Annotated in this window: 12 protein-coding genes and 1 tRNA gene; 6 read left to right on the forward strand and 7 right to left on the reverse strand. The window is 74.4% G+C overall.

What is annotated here, in order from left to right:
• Positions 1-13: 13 nt before the first annotated feature.
• Positions 14-1,873, reverse strand: coding sequence for a hypothetical protein (locus tag ACVCAH_RS07225; protein ID WP_447135252.1), 1,860 nt, complete (start codon positions 1,871-1,873; stop codon positions 14-16).
• A 101-nt stretch (positions 1,874-1,974) separates the two neighbouring features.
• Between ACVCAH_RS07225 and ACVCAH_RS07230 the strand changes: the two genes are divergently transcribed.
• The 4 genes from ACVCAH_RS07230 to ACVCAH_RS07245 all read left to right on the forward strand — a co-directional run bounded on the left by ACVCAH_RS07230 (position 1,975) and on the right by ACVCAH_RS07245 (position 4,313).
• Positions 1,975-2,055 (forward strand) — tRNA-Leu (locus ACVCAH_RS07230).
• Between the two features lie 111 nt (positions 2,056-2,166).
• On the forward strand, positions 2,167-2,982 hold the full coding sequence (locus ACVCAH_RS07235) for a Bax inhibitor-1/YccA family protein (RefSeq protein ID WP_447135253.1): 816 nt from the start codon (positions 2,167-2,169) through the stop codon (positions 2,980-2,982).
• A gap of 145 nt (positions 2,983-3,127) precedes the next feature.
• On the forward strand, positions 3,128-3,886 hold the full coding sequence (locus ACVCAH_RS07240) for a Bax inhibitor-1/YccA family protein (protein ID WP_447135254.1): 759 nt from the start codon (positions 3,128-3,130) through the stop codon (positions 3,884-3,886).
• A 106-nt stretch (positions 3,887-3,992) separates the two neighbouring features.
• Positions 3,993-4,313 carry a hypothetical protein gene (locus tag ACVCAH_RS07245; protein ID WP_447135255.1) on the forward strand — a complete coding sequence of 107 codons (321 nt, stop codon included), beginning with the start codon at positions 3,993-3,995 and terminating at the stop codon, positions 4,311-4,313.
• 58 nt (positions 4,314-4,371) lie between these two features.
• Here ACVCAH_RS07245 and ACVCAH_RS07250 read toward each other — a convergent pair whose 3' ends face one another.
• The 3 genes from ACVCAH_RS07250 to ACVCAH_RS07260 all read right to left on the reverse strand — a co-directional run bounded on the left by ACVCAH_RS07250 (position 4,372) and on the right by ACVCAH_RS07260 (position 7,588).
• The gene (locus ACVCAH_RS07250) at positions 4,372-5,634 is read right to left on the reverse strand and encodes an acetyl-CoA C-acetyltransferase (RefSeq protein ID WP_447135256.1); all 1,263 of its coding nucleotides are present in this window, start codon (positions 5,632-5,634) and stop codon (positions 4,372-4,374) included.
• A gap of 101 nt (positions 5,635-5,735) precedes the next feature.
• Positions 5,736-6,539: an SGNH/GDSL hydrolase family protein gene (locus ACVCAH_RS07255; protein WP_447135257.1), complete on the reverse strand. Its 804-nt coding sequence runs from the start codon at positions 6,537-6,539 to the stop codon at positions 5,736-5,738.
• Complete coding sequence (locus ACVCAH_RS07260; protein ID WP_447135258.1) at positions 6,536-7,588, reverse strand: SGNH/GDSL hydrolase family protein; 1,053 nt, start codon at positions 7,586-7,588, stop codon at positions 6,536-6,538. Before ACVCAH_RS07260 ends, ACVCAH_RS07255 begins: the two co-directional genes overlap by 4 nt.
• Before the next feature lie 168 nt (positions 7,589-7,756).
• Here ACVCAH_RS07260 and ACVCAH_RS07265 point away from each other — a divergent pair, with 168 nt between their 5' ends.
• On the forward strand, positions 7,757-8,113 hold the full coding sequence (locus ACVCAH_RS07265) for a YkvA family protein (RefSeq protein ID WP_447135259.1): 357 nt from the start codon (positions 7,757-7,759) through the stop codon (positions 8,111-8,113).
• A gap of 83 nt (positions 8,114-8,196) precedes the next feature.
• Entirely contained in the window at positions 8,197-9,567 is a 1,371-nt protein-coding gene (locus tag ACVCAH_RS07270) for a cystathionine beta-synthase (protein ID WP_447135260.1), read from the forward strand.
• Between the two features lie 106 nt (positions 9,568-9,673).
• On the opposite strand, the gene ACVCAH_RS07275 is transcribed toward ACVCAH_RS07270, so the two are convergent.
• From ACVCAH_RS07275 to ACVCAH_RS07285, 3 genes are all read right to left on the reverse strand, one after another.
• Positions 9,674-10,630 carry a S1C family serine protease gene (locus ACVCAH_RS07275; RefSeq protein ID WP_447135261.1) on the reverse strand — a complete coding sequence of 319 codons (957 nt, stop codon included), beginning with the start codon at positions 10,628-10,630 and terminating at the stop codon, positions 9,674-9,676.
• A gap of 61 nt (positions 10,631-10,691) precedes the next feature.
• Positions 10,692-11,201, reverse strand: a complete 510-nt coding sequence (locus ACVCAH_RS07280; RefSeq protein ID WP_447135262.1) for an N-acetyltransferase family protein — start codon at positions 11,199-11,201, stop codon at positions 10,692-10,694.
• Complete coding sequence (locus tag ACVCAH_RS07285; protein ID WP_447135263.1) at positions 11,198-12,127, reverse strand: ribonuclease Z; 930 nt, start codon at positions 12,125-12,127, stop codon at positions 11,198-11,200. Before ACVCAH_RS07285 ends, ACVCAH_RS07280 begins: the two co-directional genes overlap by 4 nt.
• Between the last annotated feature and the right edge of the window lie 314 nt (positions 12,128-12,441).

The following is a 12,441-nucleotide window of genomic DNA, read 5'->3' on the forward strand; positions in this document are numbered from 1 at the left end:
GTTCCGGGATCGGTCAGACCCGCCAGGTCCAGGCGTCGGCGATCCGGGTGGCCGGGCCGTAGAGCTGCTCCAGCGTGCCGCGCAGGCTCTCCGCGTGCGGGGTGTCGACGGCCAGCGCCACGCAGGAGGCGCCCCAGAAGTCGGCGTCCTTCGCCGCCTGCTGGCGCTGCTCGTCCCCGAGGGCGGGCTGCAGGCCACGCTTGGCGACCTCGGCCAGCAGGGCGGAGGTGGGCTGCTTGTAGGTGCCCATGGCGGCGGTGCCGCCGCGGCCGTACGGGCCGATGAAGAAGCCCTCCGGGATCGCGAACCCGGCGTCGGCGGCGGCCGCCCAGCGCATCGGCCAGGGATCCTTCGGGGTGGGCAGCGGCACCGGGACCAGCACCCCGCCGGGGCGTACGCACTGCCGCCAATGGCCGGCGGTGATGAACTCCGGCACCGGCGGGCGTTCGGCGGTCGGCAGCGGCGTCGGCACCAGGGGCAGCAGCGCCGCGCCGACCAGAATCGGGACCACCCGGCGGACCCGGCCGGTGTCGCGCAGCGCTCGGTCCACCGCCAGCACCAGCAGCGTGGCGGTCAGCGGCAGCACCGCGAGGGCGAACCGCATCGGCAGCGCGCCGTCCACCACCGGCAGTCCGGCGATCAGCGCGTACGGGCCGGGCAGGGCGGTGCGGTCGCCGTCGAGCACCAGCTGGGGGCCGAGCGAGAGCGCGCCCATGGCGAGCGCGCCGACCACACAGGCGACGACCAGCGGGCGGCGGCCCAACCAGAGCGCGCAGCCGGCGGTGACCGCCAGCAGCGGCCAGCCGAGGAAGGTGTTGTACTCGGCCGGGCCGGTGGTGAGCCGGGCTCCCTCCGCGCCGCCGGCGACGGAGAGCGGGGAGATCGTCCACCAGCTGCGCAGGTCGGCCGAGAAGTAGTTCGGGCTGAACATCCCGTCGGCGACGCCCTGCGGCCCGGCGAACTGGAACCACAGCGGCCCGGCGAGCGCGAGCAGGGCCAGCCCGGCGGCGAGCGTCATCCCGCCGGCGAAGCCGGGCAGCGCGCGGCGGGCCAGGTCCCGGTCCACCACCGCGTAGGTGATCGCCATGACCAGCAGCGTGACGGCGCAGAGGAAGAGCACCTCCTCGCCGATGAAGACCTGCGCGGTGACTGCGGCGGCGAGGCCGATCGCGGAGGTGGTCAGCCGGCGCCGGTCGAAGCCGTCGCCGCCCGCGCCGGCCCGGCCGCCGCCCGGCGCGGTAGGGCCGGGGTCGGCGGCGCGCAGCAGCCGGATGACCAGCCAGACGATCACCGGCACCAGCCACTGGGCGGTCATGTGCAGGTGGCTGTTGGTCTGCGAGACCATGCCCGGGCCGAAGCCGCAGAGCGCGGCGCCCAGTCCGGCGGCGAGCCGGCGGGCCCGCAGGGTCCGGGTGAACAGCAGGTACCAGGCGACCGCGGTGCCGGCCAGGTTCGCCGCCGCCAGCAGCGCGAAGGTCACCGGCGCGCCGAGCAGCAGGGTGACCGGGGCGAGCAGCACCCCGAGCGCGATGACCGAGGTGTTGGTCATCAGGTTCACCCCGTCCGGCGCGTTGAGCCGGTCGGTGAGCAGGCCGAAGTCGCCGAGCAGGGCCCGCGAGTCCACCGCGAGGAACCACTCGTAGAGGGTCTGGTCCTCCGGGTTGAGCGCCAGCGTCCGGCCGGACGGGTCGGGCCAGAGACCGTGGGTGAGCCAGCCGGCGAGTGCCACGAAGAGCAGGCCGACGAGCAGGTCCGTACGGTGCCGGGTGGCGGCCGCCAGCAGGCGCGCGAGCCGTGGCCGGGGTATCGCTTCGGTGGAGTGGACAGCCTGGTCAGGGACGGCGTCGGGGGCCGTTGGGACTGCGCTGCTCACGGTCTCGACCCTAGTGTGGGCCAGGCGTCGGGGTACGCCGGGTCGCCGACGACCCGCTACCGTGACACTGCACCGCGCGTGTCGACGCGCCGGTGCCCCCCGCCCGGGTGGTGGAACGGCAGACACGGCCGCCTTAAAAGCGGCTGCCGCAAGGCGTGCGGGTTCGACCCCCGCCCCGGGCACCGACACTTTCCGGTCCCCTTCTCCGTCGGCGATCTCCACGGGACTGGCCGGGCCGTTTACTCTTGACACTGCACGTTCACGTGCATCGACCCCCTGAGGGAGGCCTGACAGTGAAGACTTCGAACCCGGTGCTCGCCCGGCTCGGCCAGGCGGCCGAGCGGGAGCGCTCCGCCGGGTACGCCCCGACCGGGCCGTACGGACAGCCCGGCTACCCCCAGCAGTACCCGACGGAGGCGGGCTACCCGGCCGCTCCGCCGACCGTCACCCCCATGTCGATGGACGACGTGGTCGTCAAGACCGTCGCGCTCCTGGGCATCCTCGGCGTCTCCGCCGCGGCCGCCTGGGTGCTGGTGCCCGACGCGCTGGTCAGCGTCGCGTGGATGGGCGCCGCGATCGTCGGCCTGGTGCTCGGCCTGATCATCTCGTTCTCCCGGATGGCGAACCCGGCGCTGGTCGTCGCGTACGCCGTCTTCGAGGGCGCCTTCGTCGGCCTGGTCAGCAAGGCGTACGAGTCGCTCTACGACGGCATCGTGCTCCAGGCGGTGTCCGCCACCTTCGGGGTCTTCTTCGTGATGGCCATGCTCTACAAGGCGAAGGTCATCCGGGCGACCCCGAAGTTCGTCAAGGGCATGATCGCGGTGATGGCCGGCCTCTTCGCGGTCATGCTGATCAACCTCGTGTTCGCGCTCTTCGGCGTCAACACGGGCCTGCGCGACGGCAGCCCGCTGGCGATCGGCTTCAGCCTGGTTTGCATCGTGGTCGCGGCGCTGAGTTTCGTGCTCAGCTTCAAGGAGGTCGAGGACGGCATCCGGATGGGGCTGCCGCAGCGCTACTCCTGGGTCGCCGCGTTCGGCATCGTGGTCAGCCTGGTCTGGCTCTACCTGGAACTGCTCCGCCTGCTGAGCTACTTCCAGGGCGACGACTGACCTCGCCGCACCTGACCGGCGCCCGTCCCCGCACCGCGGGGGCGGGCGCCGTCGTTCCGGCCCGCTTCGGGCCGCCGCGTTTCCCCGCCACGGCCGGGCCGTCCGGGGCAGAGTGACAGCGGGGGTACCCGGCCAAGGAGGCGATGTGCGCAGCAGCAACCCGGTGCTGAACCGGCTGGACGAGACCAGCCGGGTGCAGCGGCGGGTGCTCGGCGTCGGCGCCGCGGAGGCGATGACCGTCGACGACGTGGTGGTCCGCACCGTCGGGCTGCTGCTGCTCACCGGGGTCACCGCCGCGGCCGCCTGGGTGGCCGTGCCGCAGGAGGTCTGGGTGCCCGGCGCGCTGGCCGGCACCGCGCTGGCCGGGGTGGTGCTCGCCGTGGTGATCTCGTGGCGGGGGATCACCAATCCGGTGCCGATCGTGGGGTACGCCCTGCTCCAGGGGCTGCTCCTGGGCGTGGCCAGCCGGGCGTTCGAACTGGTCTACCCGGGCATCGTGGTGCAGGCGGTGGCGGGCACCTTCGGCGTCTTCCTCGGCATGGCGCTGCTCTACCGGGCCCGGCTGGTCCGGGCCACGCCGCTGCTGGCCCGGCTGGTCGTCGGCACGCTGCTCGGCATCGTCGCGATCAGTCTGGTGAACCTGGTCGTCTACCTGGTCACCGGTCGGCAGGGGCTGGAGGTCTACAGCCTCACCGGCGAGGTCGGCTGGCCGGCGTACGCCTTCTCGGTGGTGGCGATCATCGCCGGCGCGCTCAGCTTCATCCTCGACTTCGACCTGGTCGAGCGGTCCGTGCGCGGCGGCCTACCCCGCCGGTACGCCTGGCTCTGCGCGTTCGGCCTGCTGGTCGGCCTGATCTTCCTCTACTGGCAGATCCTCCGCCTGCTCTCCTACCTCCGCCGCTAACCGCCAGATCGCGTTGATCATGAGGTTGACGGCGAAGTGGATCGCGATTTCCGCCGCTAACCTCATGATCAACGGCAGGTGGGGTCGGGCGTCGTAGGGTGGGCGGGTGAGTGTGGGGGAGTTGCGGCGCGCGGTGGAGCTGCTGGTGCGGCAGGTGGGGCACTGGGAGCAGCCGCGGTGGGCGGCCGTCGCGGCGGGCGGCAACGCCGCGCGTGGGGACCTGGTGCACCGGCTGGTGCAGGAGATCGCCAACCTGGCCGCCGACGCCGAGGGCCAGCCCCGGCGGACGGTGCCCCGGCTCGACAACGACCTGGCCCTGCCCGACCAGCTCCGGGTGGTCACGGCCGACCTGGTCGCCGCCGGGCCACCGCCCGAGGTGCTGGCGCGGGCCGCCGCCGAGGTGACGGCGACCCGCAGCGCGCTCTAGACCCGGCCCGTCCCGGTGCCGGGACGGCGAGGCCGGCGGGGCGTGGACGGGCGCCGGCTCAGCTGAGGCGTTCGAGGACCATGGCCATGCCCTGGCCGCCGCCGACGCACATCGTCTCCAGACCGATGGTCTTGTCGTGCCACTCCAGAGCGTTGAGCAGGGTGCCGGTGATCCGGGCGCCGGTCATGCCGAAGGGATGTCCCACGGCGATGGCGCCGCCGGCCACGTTCAACTTCTCCAGCGGGATGTCGAGCTGCCGGTAGGAGGGGATCACCTGGGCGGCGAACGCCTCGTTGATCTCCACCAGGTCGACGTCGTCGATGGTCATGCCGGCCCGCTTGAGCGCCTGCTTGGACGCCTCGACCGGGCCGAGACCCATGATCTCCGGGGAGAGCGCGGTGACGCCGGTGGAGACGATCCGGGCCAGCGGGGTGAGCCCCAGGTCACGGGCCCGCTGGGCGCTCATCACCACCACGGCGGCCGCCCCGTCGTTGAGCGGGCAGCAGTTGCCGGCGGTGATCCGGCCGTCCGGGCGGAACACCGGCTTCAGCCCGGCGACCCCCTCCAGGGTGACCCCGGGACGCGGGCCGTCGTCGGTGCTGACCACGGTGCCGTCCGGGGTGGTGACCGGGGTGATCTCCCGGGCCCAGAAGCCGTCGGCGATCGCCTTCTCGGCCAGGTTCTGGCTGCGTACGCCGAACTCGTCCATGTCGGCGCGGGTCACGTCGTACACCTGGGCCAGGTTCTCGGCGGTCTGGCCCATGGCGAGGTAGATGTCCGGCAGCTCACCGGCCTCGCGCGGGTCGGTCCAGACCGGGGCGCCGGCCTCGGCGCGGGCCTTGGACCGCCGGCGCGCCTCGGCGAAGCGCGGGTTCTCCCAGCCGCCACCGACCAGCGCCTGCGCTTCGGGCGGGAGGGCGTCGGAGTTGCCGCGGGCGTACCGGGAGACGCACTCGACGCCGGCGGAGATGAAGACGTCACCCTCGCCGGCCCGGATCGCGTGCATCGCCATCCGGGTGGTCTGCAACGAGGAGGCGCAGTAGCGGGTGACGGTGGCCCCCGGCAGGCCGTCCAGGCCCATCAGGGTGGCCACCACGCGGGCCATGTTGAAGCCCTGCTCGCCGCCGGGCAGGCCGCATCCGAGGTAGAGGTCGTCGATCTCGGTCGGGTCGAGCGCCGGGATCTTGTCGAGGGCGGCCTGGACGATGGTCGCGGCGAGGTCGTCCGGTCGGACGTCGCGCAGGGACCCCTTGTGCGCCCGGCCGATGGGGGAGCGGGCGGTGGCGACGATGACAGCGTCGCGGGACGACTCAGTCGGCATGAACCAACGTTAACCCGCGGGTAACTTGACGCGGAAGCCGCACAGCCGGCGGGAAATGTCACCTCGCGGCGCCCGCCGGCGGGGGCGGGAAACCGGGCCGGTCAGTGCCGGGAGGCGACCGCCGCCGCGGCGGCGACGGCCGGCAGCAGGGCGTGCGCCCAGACCCGGTAGCCGTCCGCGGAGGGGTGGTAGCCGTCGTGGCAGAGCGTGCCCGCGTCGGCCCGGAACACCGGCCCGGTCTCGGTGGCCAGGTCGACCACCGTGCCGCCGGCGTCGAGCACCGCGGCGGTCTGGGCGCGGGCGGTCCGCCGCCCGGACCAGCCGACGAGGTATCGCAGCGGCGGCGCGATCGCGCGTACCGCGCCGAGGTCGGGGCAGGTGCCGACGACCACCTCGACCCGGGCCTCGCGCAGCCGGTGCACGGCCGCGCCGAGATACGCGGCGGCGTCGGCCGGCCGGCGCAGGCTGGTGGCGTCGTTGGCGCCGATCAGGATCACCGCCACGTCGGGCCGCTCGCCGAGCAGCGCCCGGGCCACCTGGGTGGCCAGGTCGGTGGAGCGGGAACCGGAGACACCCACGCTGGACAGGTGGACCCGCCGCCCGGACGGGCCCTCGGCGAGCAGGTTGGCCAGCTGGCCGCCGATGGTGTCGTCGAGGCGGTCGACGCCGACCCCGAGGGCGGACGAGTCGCCGAGCAGCACCAGCCGCAGCGGCGGCGCGCCGGTGCGCCCGAGGCTGGCGCGCAGCGCCAGCCCCAGCTCGGGCTGGGCGTACTGCCGGTGCCGGGCGAGGAAGGCCTGACCGGCGAGGACAGCGGCGCCGCCCACCGTGCCGGCGAGCAGGGAGAGCGCCGCCGCCCTGCCCAGCCGGCGGGCGAGCCCCGTGGTGATCAACTGCTCGCTCATGCCAGTCCCTCCACTGTGGGTGAGTCGGTGGCGCGACCGGGTTGCGGTACCGCACCGACCCCGAAGAACGCCCGTCGGCGCAGCTGCGCCCACCGGCCGGCGGGACCTCGGTCGCGCCCCCGGACCTGGGTGCCGCTGACCTCGGTGCCGGCGTGCCGGGCCGCCTCCTGCGCCGCCTCCGGCAGCGACCGTACGCCTTCCCCGCGCACCGGCACAGGGCGGCGTTCGAGCCCGGCGCCCAGCGCCGACAGGACGGTGGGCAGCAGCGCGGCGGCGGCCACCGCGTAGCCCTCGGCGGACGGGTGGAAGCGGTCCCAGGCGAACATCCGGGTGGGTTCGGCCGCGAACCGGGGACCGAGCAGGTCGCCGAGGGAGACCGTCCAGCCGCCCGCCTCGACCACGGCCACCGTCTGCGCGGCGGCCAGCTGGCGGCTCCAGCGCCGGGCCAGCCAGCGCAGCGGCGGCTGGATCGGCCGGATCGCCCCCAGGTCGGGGCAGGTGCCGACGACCACCTCGCAGCCGGCGCCGCGCAGCGCGCGGACCGCCTCGACCAGGTAGCGCACGGCCAGCCCGAGCGGGGTGCGGTTGGTGACGTCGTTGCCGCCGATCAGGATCACCGCGATGTCGGGACGGCAGTCCAGGGCGGCCTCGACCTGGTGTCGAAGCCCGGCGGAGATGGCCCCGACCACGGCGAACCGGTGCAGCCGGACCGGCCGCTGCAACCGGCGGGACAGGCCGGTGGCGAGCAGCGCGCCGGGGGTCTCGCGGCGGCGGTGCACCCCGAATCCGGCGGCCGAGGAGTCACCGAGGATGACCATGGTGACCGGCGGGCCGGGGAGCTTCGCGCCGTAGACCCCGTCGCAGCGCGGCGGCGGCGCCTCGGCCATCGGGATGGTGCGCCGGGCCTGCCGCGCCTGGCCGAGCAGCACGCCGGTGGTCGCCGCCGCGGCCGCCACGGTGGCGCCCGTGCCGATCGCCGCCAGGCGGGCGACCCGCCGAGCGCGCTGCCAGCGCGGACCAACCGGTACGACGGAACCAGCGACCCCCATGAGCCGACATTATCGCGAAGGCACGACAGGCCGCTGTCGTCGTGCCGGCGGGGTGGGTGCCGGGAAGACGACGACTGGGTACCTGTTCCGGTGCCGGCCGGACCGGCAGGCGCGGCGGCGCGGGGTTGCGCGGGCGCGGCACCCTGGCACGCGGAGAGGGGCGAGGAGATGGCGAAGACGTTGAAGCGGAGCGCGGCGTTCACCGCGCTGGCGCGGGCACTGATGACCGGTGCGCGGGGCGGCCCGTCGATCGGGGCGCGGCTGGCCGCACTGCCCCGGATGATCCGGGCCACCGCCCGCGGCGAGTACGACGGCGGCCTCCGGCTGGCCCTGATGACCGCGGCGACGGCGTACATCGTCTCGCCGGTCGACCTGCTCCCGGAGATCCCGCTGGCGATCTTCGGCCTGGCCGACGACGCGGTCATGGTCACCTGGCTGGCCGGCAGCGTGCTCGCCGAGACCGAGCGTTTCCTGGAGTGGGAGGAGCGTCGCCGGTCGGTGATCCCCGGCCACGTGGTGCCCTGACCCGACGTACCCTGGGCGCGGGAAAACCGCGAATCACCAGCCCGGCCGCCGGCGCCGGCGCCGGAGGAGAAGGGCACAACGAGGTGCAGTACTACGACAACGTCGTCGAGATGATCGGCAACACCCCGCTGGTGCGGCTGCGCAACGTCACCGAGGGCATCCAGGCGACCGTGCTGGCGAAGGTGGAGTACCTCAACCCCGGCGGTTCGGTGAAGGACCGGATCGCGCTGCGCATGGTGGAGGACGCCGAGGCCGCGGGGATCCTCAAGCCGGGCGGCACCATCGTCGAGCCGACCAGCGGCAACACCGGCGTCGGGCTGGCCCTGGTGGCGCAGCTCAAGGGCTACAAGTGCGTCTTCGTCTGCCCGGACAAGGTCAGCCAGGACAAGCAGGACGTGCTGCGGGCGTACGGCGCCGAGGTGGTGGTCTGCCCGACGGCGGTCGCCCCGGAGGACCCGCGCTCCTACTACAACGTCTCCGACCGGCTGGCCCGGGAGATCCCCGGCGCCTGGAAGCCCAACCAGTACAGCAACCCGGCCAACCCGCGCTCGCACTACGAGACCACCGGCCCGGAGCTGTGGAAGCAGACCGACGGCGGGCTGACCCACTTCGTGGCCGGCGTGGGCACCGGCGGCACCATCTCCGGCATCGGCCGCTACCTCAAGGAGGCCTCGCAGGGGCGGGTCAAGGTCATCGGCGCGGACCCGGAGGGCTCGGTCTACTCCGGCGGCACCGGCCGGCCCTACCTGGTGGAGGGCGTCGGCGAGGACTTCTGGCCGGAGACCTACGACCGGGGGGTCGCCGACGAGATCGTCGAGGTCTCCGACAAGGCGTCGTTCGAGATGACCCGGCGGCTGGCCCGCGAGGAGGGGCTGCTGGTCGGCGGCTCCTGCGGGATGGCCGTGGTCGCCGCCCTGGAGGTGGCCCGCAAGGCCGGCCCGGACGACGTGATCGTGGTGCTGCTGCCGGACAGCGGCAAGGGCTACATGTCCAAGATCTTCAACGACCAGTGGATGGCCCGGTACGGCTTCCTGGACAACTCGGGCGCCGAGCCGACCGTGGCCGACGCGCTGACCGGCAAGCCGGGCGGCCTGCCCGAGCTGGTGCACGTGCACCCCACCGAGACGGTCCGCGACGCGATCGACTACATGCGCGAGTACGGCGTCTCCCAGCTGCCGGTGCTCAAGGCCGAGCCGCCGGTGGTCACCGGCGAGGTGGCCGGCTCGATCGCCGAGAAGGACCTGCTCGACGCGCTCTTCACCGGCCAGGCGCACCTGCACGACACGATCGAGCGGCACATGGGCGAGCCGCTGCCGATGATCGGTGGCGGCCAGCCGGTGAGCGAGGCGGTCAACCTGCTGGAGAAGTCCGACGCCGCGCTGGTGCTGGTGGACGGCAAGCCCAAGGGTGTGCTCACCCGGCAGGACCTGCTCGCGCACCTCGGCGCCCGCTGAGTCACGGCTGAACGGCGGACGGGCCGCTCCCCACCGGGGAGGGGCCCGTTCGCCCGCCCGGGCGCGGCTCGGGCACCCGTGCATGCCGCGGGCCGCCCGACCGGGGTCAGCGGGCCAGCTCGGTGGGCACCGCGACCACGTCGACGAAGGCGCCCTTGCGCAGCACGGTGACCGGCAGCCGGGTGCCGATCGCCGGGCCCAGCATCAGCCGTTGCAGGCCCTGGCCGTCGCGGACCGGTCGGCCGCCGGCGGAGACGATGACGTCGCCCAGGTAGATCCCGGCCACCCCGGCCGGGCTGCCCGGCACCACCTCCACCACCCGCAGGCCGCGCCGCTGGCCGGTACGCGCGGTGACCTCCGGGGGCAGCGGCACCGGCACCCCGGCGACACCGAGCCAGGCCCGGCGGACCCGGCCGTCGGTGGTCAGGTCGGCGATGATCTGCCGGGTGGTGCTGTTGATCGGCACGGCCAGCCCGAGCCCGTAGCCGGCGACCGCGGTGTTCACCCCGATCACCCGGCCGGCCGAGTCGGCGAGCGCGCCGCCGGAGTTGCCCGGGTTCAGCGCGGCGTCGGTCTGGATGACGTCCTCGATCAGCCGGGTCACCCGGCCGTCCCGGGCGGGCAGCGAGCGACCCAGCCCGGAGACCACGCCGGCGGTGACCGAGCCGGCCAACCCCATCGGGTTGCCGACGGCGACCACCAGCTGGCCGATCCGCAGCCCGTCGGCGTCGCCCAGGTCCACCGGCGGCACGGTGGCCTCCTCGACCCGCAGCACCGCCAGGTCCGACAGCGGGTCGGCGCCGACGACCCGGAACCGGGTCTCGGTGCCGTCGGCGAAGCTCGCCGAACCGGCCCCGGCGCCCTGCACCACGTGGGCGCTGGTCAGCAGCAGGCCGTCGGTGCCCACGGTGACCGCGGAGCCGGCGCCGGCCCCGCGCGCGGTCCGCACCGACAGCGCGGCCACGCTGGGCAGCACCCGGGCCGCCACGGTCGTGACCACCTGGGAGTACGCGTCCAGAGCGGCGACCTCGGCCGGCTCCGGCACGGTGTGATCGGTGTCCATGACCCCGGCAACGCCGCCGGATCGACGGGCATGCCCCGATCAGCTCAGAGCGAACGCCCGGTCACAGCGGCCGGGCGTAGCGCAGCTGGGTGGTGACCGCCGACCCGATCAGGTCCTCCCGTTCGGCGCCGGTGGCCGTCCAGCCGCCCCGCTCGTAGAAGCCGCGGGCGGAGGTGTTCTCCGCCAGCACCCAGAGCGCGGCCCGGGACCAGCCGCGGGACCGCATGGTGGCGAGCGCGTCGACCATCAGCGCGCGACCCGTGCCGCGCCCCCGCTCGGCGGGGTCCAGGTGGATGGCGTAGAGCAGCCCGGTCGCCGGGTCGCCCTCGTCGTCCGGGCCGACGTAGCTGAAGCCGACCAGCGTCCCGGCGCGCTCCGCGACGGTCATCAGGTGGGTGTCCCGCTCCCAGGCCCACCGCTCGACCCAGTAGCCGCCCAGCACCTCGGGCGTCGGGTCGGCCAGCGCCGTCGCCGGCAGGAAGGGCGAGTACGCGGCGACCCGGGAGCGCTGGTGCAGCGCGCCGACCGCCATCAGGTCGCCCGGCACCGCGCGGCGGAGGGTGACGGTCACCCGGCCGAGGCTACCCGGCGTGGCGGCACCTGCACGGTCATCAGGTCCTCGGCGATCACCAGATCGCCGTCGAAGTGCGCGCGCGCCTCGTCGGCGAAGCGGCTCGCGTCGGGGTAGCGCTGGGAGAAGTGGGTGAGCACGAGCCGGCGTACCCCCGACTCGGCCGCCACCCGCGCGGCCTGGGCCGCGGTCAGGTGGCCGACCTCGGCGGCGAGCGCGGCCTCCGAGTCGAGGAAGGTCGACTCGATGACCAGCAGGTCGGCGTGCTCGGCCAGGGCGTACACCCCGTCGCAGAGGCCGGTGTCCATCACGAAGGCGAACCGCTGTCCGGGTCGGGGGACGCTCACCTCGTCCCGGGTGACGCGGCGTCCGTCGAGGTCCAGGTGGCCGACCCGGATCAGCTCGCCGACCGCCGGGCCGCTGATGCCGTACGCGGCCAGCTTCTCCGGCAGCATCCGGCACCCGTCCGGCTCGACCAGCCGGTAGCCGTAGGTTTCGATCGGGTGCCGCAGCCGGCGGGCCTCCAGCGTGCCGCACCCCAGGGCGATCCGCTGCCCGTCGGTCTCGATCGGCTCGACCCGCAGCTCGGCGGTCTCGTGGAAGCTGGCGGCGTGCCGCAGCCGGGCGAAGTACTCGGCGCCGCCGGCCGGGAAGTGCATCGGCACCGGGCGCGGCACCCGGTCCAGGGAGAGCCGCTGGATGGTGCCGGGCAGGCCCAGGCAGTGGTCGCCGTGGAAGTGGGTGACGCAGACGCGGGTCAGGTCGGTGGCCGTCACGCCGGTGTGCAGCATTTGCCGCTGGCTGCCCTCGCCCGGGTCGAAGAGGATCACCTCGTCGTCCCAGCGCAGCACGTAGCCGTTGTGGTTGCGCTGCCGGGTCGGCGCCTGGCTGGCCGTCCCGAGCACCACCAGCTCGCGCATCGACACGCCGATCCTCCGGCTGCTCGGTCCGGCGCCCGCCGGGAAACATGAAGCGACCCCCGGGGTTTCCGCGCTCGCGCGCGGGCCGGCTGGACTGAGGCCGGCACCCCGGGGGTCGGGTGGCTGTCGTGGATTCGCCGCACCGCTGCCACACGGTCTCGACGATGGTGCCTGTGCCCGCCTCGCGGCGGACGGGATTACTGTCGAGGACAGCGGCTAGCGGACAGCCACCTCACGAGTCCGATTGCTATACAAGTCTGGACCACCTCCTTTCCCGTGTACCGTCACGCTATCCAGTGCCCGTGGCACCCGGCAACGGA

The organism is Micromonospora sp. LZ34 (assembly GCF_052981855.1).